General features: G+C 36.3%; 16 protein-coding genes. 1 reads left to right on the top strand and 15 read right to left on the bottom strand.

All coding sequences use genetic code 11. From position 1 onward, the window contains the following. Window positions 1-32: 32 nt before the first annotated feature. From AC0L3W_RS03330 to nrdR, 9 genes are all read right to left on the bottom strand, one after another. Window positions 33-1,865 carry a chondroitinase-B domain-containing protein gene (locus tag AC0L3W_RS03330; RefSeq protein WP_409439681.1) on the bottom strand — a complete coding sequence of 611 codons (1,833 nt, stop codon included), beginning with the start codon at window positions 1,863-1,865 and terminating at the stop codon, window positions 33-35. Between the two features lie 422 nt (window positions 1,866-2,287). Next, a complete protein-coding gene (locus AC0L3W_RS03325) occupies window positions 2,288-3,202 on the bottom strand; it encodes a DMT family transporter (RefSeq protein WP_290039137.1) in 915 nt (304 codons plus the stop codon). A 220-nt stretch (window positions 3,203-3,422) separates the two neighbouring features. Beyond that, the gene (locus AC0L3W_RS03320) at window positions 3,423-4,142 is read right to left on the bottom strand and encodes a DUF445 domain-containing protein (protein WP_290039136.1); all 720 of its coding nucleotides are present in this window, start codon (window positions 4,140-4,142) and stop codon (window positions 3,423-3,425) included. A gap of 125 nt (window positions 4,143-4,267) precedes the next feature. Then, complete coding sequence (gene nusB / locus AC0L3W_RS03315; RefSeq protein ID WP_290039135.1) at window positions 4,268-4,696, bottom strand: transcription antitermination factor NusB; 429 nt, start codon at window positions 4,694-4,696, stop codon at window positions 4,268-4,270. 5 nt (window positions 4,697-4,701) lie between these two features. Beyond that, window positions 4,702-5,169, bottom strand: a complete 468-nt coding sequence (ribH, locus tag AC0L3W_RS03310; RefSeq protein WP_290039134.1) for a 6,7-dimethyl-8-ribityllumazine synthase — start codon at window positions 5,167-5,169, stop codon at window positions 4,702-4,704. Window positions 5,170-5,231: 62 nt separating this feature from the next. Further along, window positions 5,232-6,338, bottom strand: coding sequence for a bifunctional 3,4-dihydroxy-2-butanone-4-phosphate synthase/GTP cyclohydrolase II (gene ribBA / locus AC0L3W_RS03305; RefSeq protein WP_290039133.1), 1,107 nt, complete (start codon window positions 6,336-6,338; stop codon window positions 5,232-5,234). Between the two features lie 46 nt (window positions 6,339-6,384). Beyond that, entirely contained in the window at window positions 6,385-7,047 is a 663-nt protein-coding gene (locus AC0L3W_RS03300) for a riboflavin synthase (protein WP_290039132.1), read from the bottom strand. Between the two features lies 1 nt (window position 7,048). Continuing rightward, a complete protein-coding gene (gene ribD, locus AC0L3W_RS03295) occupies window positions 7,049-8,188 on the bottom strand; it encodes a bifunctional diaminohydroxyphosphoribosylaminopyrimidine deaminase/5-amino-6-(5-phosphoribosylamino)uracil reductase RibD (RefSeq protein WP_409439682.1) in 1,140 nt (379 codons plus the stop codon). Between the two features lie 30 nt (window positions 8,189-8,218). Beyond that, window positions 8,219-8,677: a transcriptional regulator NrdR gene (gene nrdR, locus AC0L3W_RS03290; protein ID WP_290039130.1), complete on the bottom strand. Its 459-nt coding sequence runs from the start codon at window positions 8,675-8,677 to the stop codon at window positions 8,219-8,221. A gap of 313 nt (window positions 8,678-8,990) precedes the next feature. Here nrdR and msrA point away from each other — a divergent pair, with 313 nt between their 5' ends. After that, window positions 8,991-9,527 (top strand): peptide-methionine (S)-S-oxide reductase MsrA, encoded by a 537-nt coding sequence (gene msrA, locus AC0L3W_RS03285; protein ID WP_409439683.1) that lies wholly within the window; start codon window positions 8,991-8,993, stop codon window positions 9,525-9,527. 68 nt (window positions 9,528-9,595) lie between these two features. Here the strand turns inward: msrA and AC0L3W_RS03280 are convergent, their stop codons facing one another. From AC0L3W_RS03280 to AC0L3W_RS03255, 6 genes are read right to left on the bottom strand one after another with little or no spacing between them, the layout of a single operon-like run. Further along, the gene (locus AC0L3W_RS03280) at window positions 9,596-11,536 is read right to left on the bottom strand and encodes a bifunctional diguanylate cyclase/phosphodiesterase (protein WP_290039128.1); all 1,941 of its coding nucleotides are present in this window, start codon (window positions 11,534-11,536) and stop codon (window positions 9,596-9,598) included. A 7-nt stretch (window positions 11,537-11,543) separates the two neighbouring features. After that, entirely contained in the window at window positions 11,544-12,203 is a 660-nt protein-coding gene (locus tag AC0L3W_RS03275) for a transglutaminase-like cysteine peptidase (RefSeq protein WP_354669227.1), read from the bottom strand. A 44-nt stretch (window positions 12,204-12,247) separates the two neighbouring features. Then, window positions 12,248-12,850, bottom strand: coding sequence for an OmpA family protein (locus tag AC0L3W_RS03270; RefSeq protein ID WP_290039126.1), 603 nt, complete (start codon window positions 12,848-12,850; stop codon window positions 12,248-12,250). Further along, window positions 12,837-14,243 carry a TolC family outer membrane protein gene (locus AC0L3W_RS03265; protein WP_290039125.1) on the bottom strand — a complete coding sequence of 469 codons (1,407 nt, stop codon included), beginning with the start codon at window positions 14,241-14,243 and terminating at the stop codon, window positions 12,837-12,839. The genes AC0L3W_RS03270 and AC0L3W_RS03265 overlap by 14 nt, the downstream gene beginning before the upstream one ends. A gap of 25 nt (window positions 14,244-14,268) precedes the next feature. Continuing rightward, entirely contained in the window at window positions 14,269-15,642 is a 1,374-nt protein-coding gene (locus AC0L3W_RS03260) for an HlyD family type I secretion periplasmic adaptor subunit (protein ID WP_290039124.1), read from the bottom strand. After that, the gene (locus AC0L3W_RS03255; RefSeq protein WP_290039123.1) at window positions 15,642-17,822 is read right to left on the bottom strand and encodes a type I secretion system permease/ATPase; all 2,181 of its coding nucleotides are present in this window, start codon (window positions 17,820-17,822) and stop codon (window positions 15,642-15,644) included. Before AC0L3W_RS03255 ends, AC0L3W_RS03260 begins: the two co-directional genes overlap by 1 nt. Window positions 17,823-17,841 lie beyond the last annotated feature (19 nt).

Raw genomic sequence — 17,841 nt, 5'->3', positions numbered from 1 at the left:
TTTTTATAACATTAATTTTATTAGACTATTTATTAGCTAGACAAATCAGCTGTTGGGCCAACATCTTGCCTCTTTAAAGGGCTAGGAGGTGTGGTAGCAGGCTCAGATGAAAGCACTTCTAACTCGCTAGCACCTAGCGTACCATCTTCATTATCAACTGCAGAACCGGTTGCGTATGATTGATTACCAGACCAAGTGTTAGATTCATCATTAGCATAGTTGTTGAATAAACTACCTTCGTTTCCCGTTACTAAATTATCTGAAATAGTAATATTTTTAGGCACAATAGAATAGTTGTCTCGACCAATGAAAATACCTCCGCCTAAATTGTTTACCAACGTATTATTCACCACAGTCACATTGGTTGGTGCTTCGTGGCTATTGCCATTAGAACTATCAGATACATCACCTGAATCAATTAATATAGGACTTCTCCAACTCGACCCTGATAAGTTTTCCATATAGTTATTACTCACAGTATGGTTTGCACCGTAAACACGAATACCGCCCGTTTCATAATTAGCATCCGTCACTAACGTGCTATCACCAGTCCCATAAAAATAATTGTTTTCTGCTTTATTATCATGCCCTAAACGGAATGATAGTGAACCCATAGAGTTTAAAAAAGTATTGTTTGAGAATGTATTATTTGACGTTTTGACCGTCATAATTTCATTTTCACCATCGGTATCTTCAAACAAGTTATATTCAATTAAATGGTTTGTTTCTACATCTTGAGACCCCGAATCCCCAAAGACAATTGCTTCACGATCTGAGTCACCTTCAGGGGTCGTATTGCCCGCTTTTACGTACGGGACAATATTTTTAAAGTAGTTATGATGAATGTGTGCATTAGTTGCCATTGTTTCAGTATCATCATCATATTGAAATTTGATATAACTGCCTGAATTGATTTGACCATCCTCATCTTCAACAACAATATTCTTATCCAGAAACTCATTATATGCAATTGAGATTTCTTCACTTGATTCAGTTAACACCACTGACGTTTGCCCATCAGTAATATCTTTATGATCAAATGTGTTACGTAATACTTTGATGTTTTTTGAGTTTACAATTTTTAATAGTGTACTTGCATCATTTGGGCCTAATACAAATCCCTGTATAGTAATGTTTTGAGAATTAGAAATAGCAGCCGTTTCCAAAGTGGTACTGCCAATACTTTCAGCACGAATTAAAACTTGAGCATCAAAGCACGTATCCTTAATTGATATTTCTCCATCACCTGAAACAATAATTTCATCTCCACCTTGCACATCTCCACTATTTAACAACTCGTTTAAATCATCAGTAGTTGAGTTATGCGTTGCTCCAGTCACAACAGGGTTTGCGTCATCAGATCCGTCATCGTCAAAAGCATCTGAGCATGTGTAAGTAAGGGCGTCGTCGCTATTGTCTTCATCATTATCACTATCATTATCTTCAGAAAGTGCGTCGGCTGAAAGGATAGTAAAACGAATCGTAGCTTCAGTACCATCAATAGAGGTAACTGTTACACTATCTGATACACTTTCATCTTCATTTAAGTCGCCCAGCGTTTCATTTTCTGGAACTTCATAGGTCCATTCACCGTTTGAATCAAGTGAAAATATGCCGTAGGTAGTCGCTATACTGCTTTGAACAACAAAAGCTTCTTCGCCATCATCAGGATCAATAATGGTAAGTGATTCATTAACATCACCATTTTTATAATATAATTCAACCTCAGTCGCTCCACTTATTACTGCAGCTGTTGAGCTACTTAAAACATCATCATTTACATTTGCATCATTCGAACTATCACTTGAACCACCACATGCAGTTAATCCGGCCATTGCTGAAAATAATAATATTTTTTTATACATGCTCTATCCCTTGGTATAAATATAGGTAAGCAATAATGTAGTTACATATTATATTAATACAATTAATGAGATCACAATTTATAGATCAATGAATAGAATACTATTAATGCTGTGATCAATGTCTTTGATGATAATTAAATTAAAAAGATCATAAGCTATTAAAATGACATAAAGTGATAAATATTTAATTTACCTCCTTCAATGCTTGATGACACTCATTAAAAGTCTTAATAATGAAAAAATAGGCAAGATTAGTGCAAGGAGGTTAATTAAATTTATAAATAAGTTAATTCAAATAAACTAAACTGAATTTATTGTCGATAGGAGGCTAAAGTAATCAATACGATAGTACATAGCTTAAGAATTATTATATAAGCTATCTACTATATAAACTTAATGCAAGCCGTTAACCTAAAAATGACCTACTTAGAAAACGGTAGCTTAAGTGTTGGGTTTTTAATCACTAACAAGATACCACTTAAAATAATCAAACTTGAAATAACAAAGACCACTGACACACTTTCCCCAAGGAAAATAAAACCTGCGATTGCCGCTAACACTGGCACTAATAATTGCACCACAGCAGCCACATTATGACGTAAGCTAGTTAATGCTTGATACCAAAGTAAATAACCTAAAGCTGAAGCCAATACGCCCGATAAAATAGCATAAAGAACACCATCAAAGCTTAAGTAAGTACTATCAAGATTTATTAATGCAAAAATAATAATAAGCGGCGTAGTACGGAAGAAATTAAAAATCGTATCCGATGTTGGATTCAAACTTTTTTTACCTGCTAAAGTATAAAATGCCCAACTCACACCAGATACACACATTAATACAAAAGCGATCAGAGAAGGACTAGATACCTGTGGCGCCAATAAAAAGACAAAGCCAGCCACTGCTAGAATTAAACCAATCAATTCCGCTCTACTTAATAAATGCCCTTTTAATACACGGGTTAACAGCATAGTAACTTGTACCGTCGCAAATAATACTAAGGCACCCGTCGCAGTATCTAGCTGTATATAAGCAAATGAGAAAGTTAAGGCATAAACAAATAGCCAGATTGCATTTAACCAACTACCTCGACTCTTTTGCATATTTACCTGAGCTGTTTCATGGCTACTTTTTGCATCAAAATAAAAGTGCTTAACAACAAGAAATAGGCCTAAAAACAGGCTACCTGATAACAAGCGGATCACAGTAAAACTACCCGCATCAACCTGTTCATCACCTAATGCTAAACGACAAAAAACAGAATTCGCCGCAAATGCTAACAACGCAAAGCTAGTTAAGAAAAAGGTTTTATAAGTGTTATAAGCATTATTTAGCATGACTAGGCTCTTGTTATTTAAGATAATTAAAATTAGTTATGACAGATTTAAGAGGAAGAGTCTAATCATCTTAACTATCTAAATATAAAACTTATAATAGAGAATCACTGATTAGTTATAAGTAGTATCAAAACACCAGGAAAACTTGGAATTTAAGATTGAATAGAAATGATAATTAAAAGGTTATTTCAACACGATGAAATAACCTTTTACTGATTAATTATGCAACAACCAAAGCACTAATAAAACCGATTAAACCACCAAATACACCACCCCAAACCACTAACCAGCCAAGGTGTTTACGGATCATTGCTTGAATAATCTCTTTAACGATTTGTGGTGTTAGTTCATTTAAACGTTGTTCAATGATGCTTTCTATTTTGGTTAAAATACTGTTCATCATTTCAGGCTGATCCATTTCACTCTGTAAAAGCTCATTAAATTTTTCAGATTGTGTTAAATCAATTACAGAGCTTTTCATATGTTTAATGAAAGGTTCTCGTAATGGCTGTAATGACTCTTCACCACCAAACATAGCTAACATGCTACCAAAAGAAGACTCCATAATAACTTTAATTAATCCATCGTAAGTTGGGTTTAAATCTATTTTTTCAATCACAGGTTCAAGGTTAAGTTGTGCCGATGAAAAACTACCTGCCGATAAAAAACGCTCTACATTTTGTGCCGTAAAAAACTGCTTCATCATTAAGTTTCTAATGCCAGACTTAAACTCTTCAAAGTGTGCAGGTATAACACCTGAACCATATAATAATGGGACTTTTTCAAATAGCATGAATATGGCAATCCAATTCGTCACGGCACCAGATAAAGCAAATAATCCGACCATCACTAAGATAGCAGATAATGCACTTTCACTAAGTAACAGGCCAATCACTAAGATTAACGCAGCAATTAAATTAGTCATTAAACTTTTATTCATGATTTTTCCTTATATCAATCAACTTCAGTAAGATGAGTTAATATGCTTTATATATGATATTTTTAACAAAAAAAATCCAGTTATAAATAACTGGATTCAATAACAACTTAGAGTATAACTAATGTTTATTTAGCAATATCTTCACGTAACTTTAAACTACGAAGTGCTTTATCTAATACACCATTTACAAATTTGTATGACTCGTCAGTAGCGAAGTCTTTTGCTAGTTCAATCGCTTCATTCAACACTACTTTATGCGGTACATCAGTACGGAAAGTCAATTCAAACATTGCTAAACGTAATACCGCAAGATCAACCATATCAACATCGTCAATTTTACGAGAAAGGTACGGAGCTAACTTATCATCTAAAGAATCAGTATTTTTAACAACACCCATTAACAACTCTTTAAAGTAAGGTACGTCAGCTTTAGACATATCTTGATCAACAGCAAACTGTTCGACAATTTGCGTTACACCCGTTTGAGTGATCTGCCATTGATAAACAGCTTGTACTGCAAACTGGCGAGCACGGCGACGTTCAGCTGGTTTCATTGCCATTATCCTAATTCCGCCATTACGTTAACCATTTCTAACGCACTTAAAGCAGCTTCACTACCTTTGTTACCCATTTTAGTGCCAGCACGTTCAATCGCTTGATCAATAGAGTCTGTAGACAGAACACCGAATGCAACTGGAACGCTAAAATCTAACGATACTTGTGCTAGACCTTTATTACATTCATTAATCACTAATTCGAAATGTGGTGTACCACCACGAATTACACAACCTAATGCAACAATTGCATCAAATTTTTCAGACGCTGCAACACGTTTTGCAGTGAGTGGTAATTCAACAGCACCAGGAACACGAACAACAGTGATATTATCATCTGCAATTTGACCAGTTCGCTTAAGGGTATCAACAGCACCAGCTAATAATTGCTCGTTAATAAAACTGTTAAAGCGAGAAATCACGATTGCGATTTTAGCGTGTGGAGCGGCTAAGCCACCTTCAATTATTTTCATTTTCTACCCTTATTGCAAAATTTTGTGCATTCTAACACAATTTATTTCTATATCGACACTGTTTATTCAGTGATATATTCAACCACTTCAAGACCAAAACCAGAAAGTGCGTGATACTTCTTCTGTGAGCTAAATAGTGCCATTTTTTGTACACCTAGGTCACGTAGTATTTGTGAGCCAACGCCAACACGACGACTAGCGCCCTGTGCTTTCGCTGCAACTCGCTCACCTGCATCTTCTTGCTTGATGTATTTAACTTGTTCAATTAACGATTCAGCGGTTTCTTGATGGCCAAGCATCACTAATACACCGCCATCTTTTGCTAAACGCTCTAAAGCGGTATGCATAGGCCAAGTACGTGGTGCTAAACGGTCTGAGAAGAAATTATCTGCAAATGTGTTTTGTAAATGAACTCGTACATTAGTAGTATCGCCCGCTTTCACTTCACCATTGACTAATGCAAAATGTACTTGCTTATCAATAGTGTCTTGGTAAGCAACAAGATCAAATTCACCAAACTCTGTTGGTAATTTACATTCACTAACACGCTCAATCGTTGTTTCATTATTATTGCGATATTCGATTAAATCAGCGACAGTACCTAATTTAATACCATGTTTTTCTGCAAAAATCTCTAGGTCAGCTCGGCGAGCCATGCTGCCGTCTTCTTTTAAAATTTCTACAATCACACCTGCAGGCTCACGCCCTGCTAAACGAGCTAAATCACAGCCGGCTTCTGTATGCCCAGCACGAGTTAAAACACCACCTTCTTGTGCTTTAAGTGGAAAAATATGGCCAGGCATTACGATATCGGTTGGTTTAGCGTCCTTGGCAATGGCTGCTAATACTGTTGCGGCACGGTCAGCAGCAGAAATACCAGTTGTAACACCTTCAGCAGCTTCAATAGAAACAGTAAAGTTAGTTGAAAATGCAGCGGTGTTATCTTCTACCATTAATGGTAATTTAAGTTGTTCGCAACGTTGCTCAGTCAATGTTAAGCAGATTAAACCTCGCCCATGTGTTGCCATAAAGTTAATCGCTTCTGGTGTTACCATATCCGCAGCCATGATTAAATCGCCTTCATTCTCACGATCTTCATCATCCATTAAAATAACCATCTTGCCTAAGCGAATATCTTCGATAATTTCTGCACTTGTATTCAACTTCATCTTTTTTCCTTAACGCTTTGTACTTAAATAGGCACTTAAATTTTTATTACCCCATGAAACCGCTTTTGGCTAGCAGCTCCATTGTCGATTTTTGTTTGTCATTTGGTTCTGCTGCTTGCTCACCTAACATTAAACGCTCAAGGTAACGAGCAATCACATCAACTTCTAAATTCACTTTGCTACCAACACTATATTGCTGCATGGTTGTCTGACTTATGGTGTGTGGAATAATTGTTAGTTTAAAACTGGCGCCATCAACATCATTCGTAGTTAAACTAATACCATCAACAGTAATTGAGCCTTTTTTCGCAATATATTTTGCTAAATTAGCCGGCGCTTTTATCCAATACTCTACAGCATTACCCAATGGTGAAATGGCAGTGATCTCACCTACTCCATCTACGTGACCACTCACAATATGGCCACCGAAACGGTCATTCATTTGCATCGCTTTTTCTAAGTTCACTAGAAAACCAGGTTGAATACCTGAAAAGGCACTTAATTTAAGGGTTTCATAGGAGAGGTCCACATTGAAGCTATCTGCGGTTAAATGCGTTACTGTTAAACACACACCATTATTGGCAATACTATCGCCTAACTTAACATCATGCATGCCTAAATCTCCAGCATGCACGGTGATGGTCATATCTTTTTCATTATTTTGAATTGCAGTGACTTTGCCCACTGCGGCAACAATACCTGTAAACATATTATTCTCGATGGTTAATAAGACGAATATCATCACCTATTTTTACAACAGAGTGTAAATTCAGGTTAACAATATCATTCATCGTGGAAAATTCCGGTAATTTTACTAAGTTTCTACCCTGATCGCCCAGTAATTTTGGCGCTTGATAAAGAATAAATTCGTCTACCAAGTCCTCTTTAAAAAACTCACCAGCTAAGGTTGCACCTGCTTCTACCCATAAGTCATTAATTTCATGAGCATTAAGCGCTATTAATAAAGCTTGTAGATCAATTTGATTGTTACTGTTTGCAGGCACAATAATTTGCTCTATTAAGGCTTTTTTCTCTGCGAATACGCTTATATTACGTTCAACCGTAGAAATAATTAGCACCTTACCAGGCAAATCAAACAATTTCTCGTTCAACGTCAACTTATTATGGGAATCTAGAATGATACGAATTGGTTGACGTAATTCAGACTCACTCATGACTGCTTGATCGAAGTCAGAACTCGTTAACAACTCTTGATAGCGCACATTCAAACTGGGATCATCTGCGAATACAGTTTGATTTCCCGTTAGAATTGCACTTTGTTGTGCTCTGTAATATTGTACATCCGCACGGGCAGCAGTGCCTGTAATCCACTTGCTTTGACCGTTCTTTAAAGCCGTTTTCCCATCTAGACTAGCAGCCATTTTAACAGTAACACGTGGCCGCTGAAGTTTCATTCGAGTGATAAAGCCTAAATTTAATGATTCTGCTTCAGCAGTTAGTAAACCAACATCTACTTGTATGCCAGCTTCCTGTAAAATACGAATACCGCCCCCAGCGACTTTGGGATTTGGATCAACCATCGCCACAATCACTCTTTTTACCCCAGCTTTAACTAATGCTAAAGCACATGGACCTGTTCGCCCAAAATGAGCACAAGGCTCTAACGTGACGTAACAAATTGCATTTTCAGCTTGCTTTCCGGCCATTGCCAATGCATGTACCTCAGCGTGTGCTGTACCTGCTTTTTGATGAAAGCCCTCCCCAATAATCATTTCATCTTTAACAATCACACAACCAACATTGGGATTTGGAGAGGTAGTAAAACGCCCTTTTGCAGCAAGGAATAAAGCGCGTTGCATATAATGGTTGTCTGCATCAGTAAATAACATGTATCAACACTTTTAAAGTTGTAGGTAAGTTTACTTATTCGTTGTGTCTAATTTAGCGATTTCTTCACCAAACTCTTTGACATCTTCAAAGGCACGATAAACAGAAGCAAAACGAATATAGGCTATTTTGTCTAATCCCTTAAGTAAATCCATTACTAATTCACCGACCATTTTACTCGGTATCTCACGCTCTCCTGTTGCTCGTAAGGTGGATTTTAATTTATTAACCGCACTTTCAACGGCTTCAATACTTACCGGCCTTTTTTCTAAGGCGATATTGATACCAACAAGTAGTTTTTCTTCGTTAAAAGGTTCTCTACTTCCATCTGATTTAATCAAACGAGGCATAATTAACTCAGCAAGTTCAAAGGTGGTGAAACGCTCATTACATTCGTTACATAAACGACGACGACGCACCTGAGAACCTTCAGAAACAAGGCGAGAATCGATCACCTTTGTATCTTGAGTATTACAAAAAGGACAAAACATGGCGTATTTCTCTGTGTAATAAACGATTGTCGCATAAGAGTCTCTTTTACACTCAATTAAGCAACTAATATTAAAGATTAAAATTGGCTAGTAAGTTAACATAATTTCCACAATCTTTGGCATTTTTTATCAGGAAAATTTAGTAAGAAAAGCATTATCATTCCACAAAAAATTGCACATAACTGATATTATTTTAATCATTTAAGCGCGAAAGAATGGAAACTAATAACAATATACTGTAAATAAAAAGAGAGATTAACTATTTGCTATTATTTCGCCCCCTTTTGAGCGATATAATTTAATGAGAGGTATTATGGCACAAGAAAAAATGGTCGTTGGCGCTGGTTGCTTTTGGTGTGTAGAAGCTGCTTTTAACCAAATTGAAGGCGTAATCAGCGCTATTTCTGGTTATTGTGGGGGAGCTGCATCACAAGCAAATTATAAGGCCGTCTGTACTGGTGAAACTGAGCATGTTGAAGTAGTTGAAGTTACCTTTGATAACCAAATTATTAATTTTTCGCAATTATTAACACTATTCTTTAGTGTACATGATGCAACACAAGTTAACCGACAAGGCAATGATATAGGTACCCAATATCGTTCTGTGATCTTTTACCAAAACAGTGAACAACAACAAATCGCTCAAGAAATGATCGAGACAATTAATGATCAGCAATTATTCGATCAGGATATTGTGACTAAACTAGAGGCTGGGAGCGAGTTTTTTGTTGCTGAAGATTATCACCAGAATTACTACTTAAATAATCCAAATCAAGGTTACTGCATGGCAGTCATTGCCCCTAAATTTCAAAAATTTAAAGCGCAACACCAAGCATTATTAAAGAAATAGGTAAGCGATAGAAAAATAAGCCCCGTACACTGTACGAGGCTTATTGTATTGGTTAGCAATCAAGTTAATTAGCTAATATAAGTTGGTGGCGTAATAAACCCTTGGTAACCACTAGCATGTAGACTTTTTAGCATGTTCAATTGCTCTTGATCTTCCACAGCGGTAATAATCACTTCAATTCCTAAACCACGTGCAGTATTAATTACTGCTCGACTCAAGGCTAGACGTTCAGTTAGTTCATCCACTTCCATCTCATTCTTCAAGTTACAAGATAGTGATTGATCTAATTTAACATAGTCAGGTTTTATTGATTGTAAGTAAGCAACCGAACCAATCTCTCGTCCATAGTGATCAATACCTACTTTACCGCCCTGTTGCTTCACTATATTAGTGAATTTTTGAGATTGTTTAGGGTACGTTAATACAGTACTTTCTTGAATTTCAAAATGGAAACGATGTGGGTTCTTTTGGCGACTCATGAATAATTCTAACCAATCATGGAAATGTAAATCTAAGATACTATCTTGCGTTATATTGATCGCAACTTTTTCTTGTTTAGACAAAATAGTCGAGTTCTCAGCAATTACTTTTAATAATGATTGATCAAACTCACTACCTAACTCAAGTTGTTCAATGTAAGGCATAAATTGTGCTGCACGAACAACGTTCTCTTCTATTTGTAATCCACTATAAATTTCACGTTGCATAACTGTCCCATCATCAAAAGATAATGCAGGATGCCACTGTAATAAAAAGTTTCGTTTCACAATTGCTTCTTGCAATAAGTCACGCCATTGTGAAATGGCTAACTCTTGCTCTTCATTATTTTCAAACCACTGACATACTTGGTTCTCTGATAAAGCTGCTTGCAATGCGTTATCTGCATTACCTAATAACTGAGATGCGGTCATGCCTTGTGCTCTAACAGCCACACCGATCGAGAACTGATCTTCTTCTTGATAATTAGCACTAATCATGGCTTGATTAATAAGACGAATAACATTCTGTAAATATACTTTCAGTTGTTCGTTTGATGCTTTAGTCACTAAGAATACAAACTCTCGACTAGAAATACGAGCAATCACACAAGGTGCAATCGAAGGTAATGAACGCTGCATCTCTTTTGCTAAAATTTGGATTGTGTTATCCCTTACTTGGTAACCAAATTGGTCATCAATTTCTTGTAGCCAATCTAATCTCGCAATTAAAACACCACCGTAGCCTGGATCTTTCATCCAACTACCTAATTGACCATTAAGGTATAGACGATTTGGTAATTGCGATACTTTATCAGTTAGTTTTTCATTTTTTAATGAAACAACTTCTTTATCAAGTTGAGAGAAAACCGTCTGAAGTTGACCAGACATACTATTAATCGCTAATACAACTTCTTTTAATTCAATTGTTTCAGGAATTTTAAGGTCCGGCTGAAATTCGCGTTTTGCAATCAATTTAGCTTGGTCTGCAACACGATGAAGTGGTGTTAAGATCTTCGTTAAACGAAAACGTAAAATAATCACAGAAAAAATAAATAAAATGATTAGTGTGATCAGCGTATCCGTCATTACTTTCCATAATTGACTGTAACCGATAGCAGGGTTAGCTTCTAACTTCAACGTTGCTAGTTGTATCCAGCCATTGTTGATAGTGCTTTCCGTGCTTTGCGTATCAAACAGCTCTAGGTTAGTAAACCAGTCTGGCACACTTTCAGCCTGAACAGGGTTTTCCCATACCTGAGTCTTACCGTTTTCAAGCCACGTTAAACTCACTTTTTTATAAAATCCACCTTCAAAAATAACATTGATGACCGTCTCTGCAGATGCAATATCACCCGTCTCTAGATGCGGTTTCAACATCAATGTTAATGCATTGGTTGTATTATTTAAATCAGATGAAATCTGACTGTCCATAAACGTCTTAGTTTCGGTGAACTGAAAATACATCAAACTCGATACAACTAGTAAAAACAGCCCTAGCAATAATGAGTTGATCTGATTAAACAGTGTCATAAATAAATTACTCCATAGATAATACAGGTTGTTTTAATTTGTTAAGTCCCATACGAAGGTTTAAATCATTCCATCGTTTGAGTCTACTTGGTTTGCCTGCGACACGACCTTGTCTTTTTTCATTGTTTAACCATAACTTTGTACCGTTAAAGCTATATACAGGAACTAAATCTTTCCGGTCGTTTGATTTCTTTATTCGACCATCAATATTGTCTAAAATTAACGGTTCTGATGTTGGTGTTTCGTAATAAGCAACAACCATATGGTATTGATTTAAAGTTAATGACTTAACCATGACGATACGTAACTTATCGTCATCAACGCCAATCGCTAATAATGTGAAGTACTTCGCTAAGGCAAAATCTTCACAGTCACCAGCATTCACACCTATAAACTCTACAGGCGTCGCCCAATAATTACTTTCACCCCACAACTTTTTGTCCGTTGTAAACCTTAATTGGTTAAAAAAACGATTAGTGCGTAATAACTTTTGATGTTCATTTTCATAACTTGCATTCAATAATTTTAACCACGCTTTGCCCCGTAATGCGGCTCTTTCCCCATAATTTTTAGTTAAGGTGGAAATTAATTTACTTGTGTTAAAGCTTAATGAACTACTTGCATAAGTGTAAAGATTACTTATGTATAAAAGTAAAATCGTCAGCATTAGCTTTTTTATTATTGACACGTTTTAATCTTTAATAAAAATGATTATTCACGGTCATCGACACTATAAATATTCCATTTCATATCAATGACTTCTTTTCCACCTGCAATTTCAGCAACAATGCGACGGTTTTGTGCATTAGCATAATCGCTATGGCCTTCATTCAATAATTGCTCAAAGCCGTAACCAACCGCAGCTACACGATCTCGGTTAATACCGTATTTATTCACCAAAATAGATTTCACTGCTTCAGCTCGTTTTAAGGACAACAATTTATTATATTTAGCTGTTCCAACTTGGCTTGTGTGCCCTTCGATAGACACATTAACTGATTTATATTCTTCCAATAAACCAGCTAACTTCTGAATTTCAGGGAAATATTTAGCATCTACTACTGAAGAGTTATTATCAAAATTGACTAATAAAGTTACTCTGACTTTTTCGATCACATCAACACCACAACCATTATTATCAACAGCTGCACCTAAAGGCGTATCAATACAATTATCTCGAGCATTGATCACACCATCCCCTTCAGGGTCAGATAAATCATAAAGCTGCTCTGTAGTGACATTAGCAGGATCAATGACGTTGATTGAACAACCACTTAATAGAACGACTCCGGCTAATAAACTAATCTTTTTCATTGTAAACTCCACCATCAAACTCTTGCTCCCCTTTCCACGCTTCAGGGCGTGTTACACGTAAAGAATCTAGCAATGTCCCCATTGCATGTAAAACTCTATATTGTGCTGTAATTTCATCAAATTCAGCTTCTAAAAAATCTTTTCTTGCTTCGAAAAGCTCATTTTCAGTGTCAAGTAAATCCAATAAGCTACGTTGGCCAATTTTAAATTGCTCTTTGTAATCTTCTTGAGAATCTTTCGCTGCAATAACATGCATTTTGATATATTGCTTTTGCTTATTAAGTAGTTCGTAAGCATCCCACGACAAAGTGAAACCTTCTTTTACTTCACGATGGGCTTTCATATTTAATGCTTTAGCTTCATTGATTTTATAAGCAGTTTCTTTGGCGTAGGCTTTATCTCTACCACCATTATATAAGTTATACCTAAAGCGTAACATTGCAACAACGTCGTCATTGTTACCGCCTACATCATTAGTTCCATTGTAACCATCTACACCATCAATGTTATCATTGAAATTCGCTTCAATTTCTAAATTTAACTCAGGATAAAAAGTGGACTTTGCACTTTTATATTGTGCATTTGCAGATTGAATATCGTTAGTTGATGCCCAAATAGAAGGATGATTTTTAAGCGCTAACTCTAAGCCTTCTGCCTGTGTTTTTGGCAGCTTACTATTATCAGGAAAAGGAATAACTAAGTTTTCAGGTGTTTGATCAACCACACTATAAAACATCGTTTTACTATCTAGATAATTGTTCTTCGCAGCAATTAAATTTGATTCAGCTTGAGCCAAACGACCACTTATTTGTGATAAATCAGCCTTACTACTAAAACCAGATTCAGTACGTTCTTTTATTTGGTCATAAATGTCGATATGTGACTGGAGGTTTTTTTCAGATAACGCAACTAATTTTTCAGCTTCAATTAAATCGATATAAACTTTAGTCACTTCTAGCGTAATATCTTCAGCAATAGAATGTAAGCGCCATTGCTCTGCACTTGTAGCATAGCTAGTACGATCAACTTCACTACTGGTTTTAAAGCCATTAAATATGTTTTGAGTTAAACTTAATCCAAGTTCTCTTCTAGTAAGCTCTTCTGTGTTATCTAAGCTATCAGTATAACGTCTTGTCGTCGGGCTATCAGTATATTCGTAGCCAATACCACCTGTAGCTTCAAGCGTTGGGTAATAATCAGCCTCCGCTTGATCCACTTGTTTTTCTTTCACTTTAAATTGAGTGAAGGAAGTGTGAATTTCCGGGTTTGTATCTAATGTATGCGCAACGGCCTGCTCCAAAGATTGGCTTTGAGCCTGAAAAGGCATTAATACTAAAGAGCTGAAGGCAACTAATGCCGCTTTTTTAGTCATTCCATTTTGTAATGATTTCATTCTTTCTCCATATCCTTTACTCAACTTAATACTCTCGTAAAGCCGATTCTTTGGCCCTTAAAATTGGATTAAACATATATTCAAGTACGGTTCTTTTACTTACCATGACATCAACACTGGTCAACATCCCCGGAATAATCGACATTTCGTCTTTATTATCTTTATTCATACTCGATTCAGTAGTACGAACTCTTACAATATAAAAACTATTGCCTTCTTCATCTTGAGTTGTATCCGCACTAATTAATTCAACAACTCCGTCCAGTGCACCATAGCGGGTAAAATCATAAGCTGTTATTTTTACTCGAGCAGGTAAACCAACATGAATGAATGCAATATCTTTAGGGATTATTTTAGCCTCAACTAACAATTTATCCTCTGTAGGCACTATCTCCAATAATACCTGACCAGGTTTCACAACTCCACCTAAAGTATTGATGTGTAGGGTTTTTATGGTTCCTACTACTGGAGAGGTAATTAACGCTTTACTCACTTTATCTTGCACACCCACTTGTGCCTCAGTAATACTTGATAAAGCAGCTTGCTTCTCATTAAGTTGAGCTCTCGCATCCTTACGAAATTCTAAAACAAGCTCTTGGCGCTTCAAAATTGATTCTTGTAATGCAGATTGATTTCTTGGTAATTGGGCTTGTAATGAACGTAATTCGCCGCTCAATTCATTCACTGATCTCTCTAATTTTAATAACTCTACTTCAGGTACAATATTTTTTTGAGCTAATGGACGTGTTAATTTTAACTCTCTATTGGCTAAATTTAAGCTACTTCTTAAAGTACGCATTTTCGAACCTAGCTCAGTAATTTCTTGTTGTCTTTGTTTAATTTGCTGTGCTTGGATTGCAACTTGGTTTTCTAAACTATTCAAACGTCCTATATATTCATCTTGCTGCTGATCCACCAATGCTGCAGCTGTCGTTTGCATATCCTCAGGAAATTCTAATTTCTTTTGTTTGATCTGAATTTGCAAATTCCAATCATCTACATTTGCAATCAAAATACTACTTAGTTCAGCTCGTAATCGAATAATATCAGCCCTTAATGCATCTACTTCTTGTCCCTGCTGAGCAAGATCTGAACGAAACCGTGTATCATCAATACGCGCTAAAGGTTGCCCTTTAGTTACTAGCATCCCTTCTTTAACATAAAGGTCTTGAAGAATACCGCCATCTAAGCTTTGAATAACTTGTACTTGTGATGAAGGAACAACTTTACCTTCACCTCTAACGACACGATCTAACTTCGCAAAGTAGGCCCATACAAAAAAACATATAAATAATGCAAATAAAGCCCATATTGTTAATCGTTGTGCTGTTGGTGTTTCGGTAAGCATTGCCCCGTATACATCATCAGCCATCTCTAAATCTTGCTTAGAACCTTTCATTATTCAGCCTCTTTTGTTGCAGCAGCATATTGGCCTGATGCCAGCCTTTCTAATACGCTTTCTTTCGGGCCGTCAGCAACAATTTTACCATTATCAACAATAATGATACGGTCGACTAACTGTAAAAGGTGCATTTTATGAGTAATTAATAACATACTGCGATCTTTAACTGTTTGTTTCATTGAGTTAATGAACTGTTTTTCTGCTCGAGCATCTAAACTAGCAGTGGGTTCATCTAATAATAATATTTGAGGGTCATTTAAAATAGTGCGTGCTAAAGCAACTGCTTGCCTCTGCCCCCTAGATAAAGAGGTACCTCCTTCACCTACTTGTAAGTCTAACCCTTCCGATGCTAAATCCGTAAACAAACAAACACCTGATAATTGCGCTGCACGCAGTAACTGATATTCGGTAACTTGTCTTGTGCCAAATAAAATATTGTCTTTAATTGTACCGTGAAAAAGCGTGATATCTTGCGGTAAGTAACCAATATTACTTCGTAAATCGCTCGGATGAATTTGCTCTTGATGCAAACCATCATAACGTATGGTTCCTGATGAAGGTTTATACAAGCCGAGAATTAATTTTGCTAAAGTTGTTTTACCTGAACCATTGCGTCCAATGATAGCGAGTTTTTCATTCGGTTTAATTTTTAGTGAAAATGGGTATAACGCTGTTTTTTCACTATTGGGATATTGAAAAGAAACTTGTTCACATTCAATATTACCTTCTAATTTATTACGACTTACTAGATGGCCTTTATTTTCAAATTCGCTCTCTTGTTCCATGATTCCGTCAATTTGACGTAATGAACTAACCGTTTGATTATAACGTGTCATTAAAGCAGCAATTCTTGCCATAGGGCCAATTGCACGACTTGATAACATAACAGCAGCAATGATTGCCCCCATTGATATTAACCCTTCAGAGACGCGATAAACCCCTAGAACAATAACGGCAATAACTGAAGCTTGAATAACAAAACTTGACACATTAGACACTGAGTTAGTGATCATTTTCACCTTCAATTGCCATTTAGCTGTGTGACCAACCATCTGCTGCCATGTATGTTGAATAAGCCCTTCTGCTCCATTTGCTTTAATCGACTCTAATGAAGATAAACTTTCCACTAAATGCCCATGACGTAAACCAGAAAATTTATTACTTTCTTCAATCGCAATCTTTAACTTTGATTGCACAACAAAGCTGTAACCGATAATCAAGAAAGTAGCAACAACAGGAAAGTAAACTAGATCACCGGCTACAAGCCAAATAATGAACATAAAGAGAATGGAAAAAGGAAGGTCAACTAACGCGGTAATCGTAGCAGAAGATAAAAACTCACGAACACTGTCAAATTCACCAAGTTGTCGAGCCATGCCACCAACACTTGACGATCTTTTTTCTAATGGAACTCCAATTACTTTTGAGAAGAGTTTTGAGGATATTTCAACATCGACTTTTTTCCCTGCAACATCGATTAAATAAGCTCTAATTTGCTTCAAAATAAAATCAAAAATATAAGCAATGAAAGCGCCAATAGCAAGTACCCACAGGGTTTCGAATGCTAAGTTCGGAACAACTTTATCATATACATTCATGACAAAAAGAGGAGATAATAAAGCAAATATATTAATCAGAACTGAAGCAATTATCACATCACGGTATATGGAAGCGGATTCTTTAATGCTATCCCATAACCAATTATCTGTTGATTGATGGATATGTACATCAAAATGACGATCACCATGATATTTCTGTTTAATTAAAAATAGATACCCCACATACTCAGACTCTAATACTTCAAGACTAAGTACTTCTTGGCCACCAGTCTCAGGGAAAGAGACTTTTGCTTCATTATTGTGAGTATCTATTTCATGTAAAATGCATGCTTGTTTATTTTTAAGCATCAAAATACACGGTAACAACATACTAGGTAATGAGTTTAAAGTTCGTCGGTCTAGTTTCGCACTCAAACCTGCTCGGCTAGCCGCTTGAGGAACAAGTTCAGGAGATAAGTGTTGTTGTGCCAATGGTAAACCCGCAGCTAAAGCTTCTGCTGAACACGGGGTAGAAAAATACTCACTTAATAGTACTAAACAATCTAATAAAGGATCATGTCCGATGCGTGTGGATGCATTAATTTCCCATTTTGGAGGCTTATTATTATTTTTACTCAAACGTTACCCTTTCTACTAA

The sequence above is a fragment of the Psychromonas sp. KJ10-5 genome, assembly GCF_055808325.1.
Note: the sequence above shows the minus strand (reverse complement) of the source record. Positions and strands in the feature narration are given on the sequence as shown.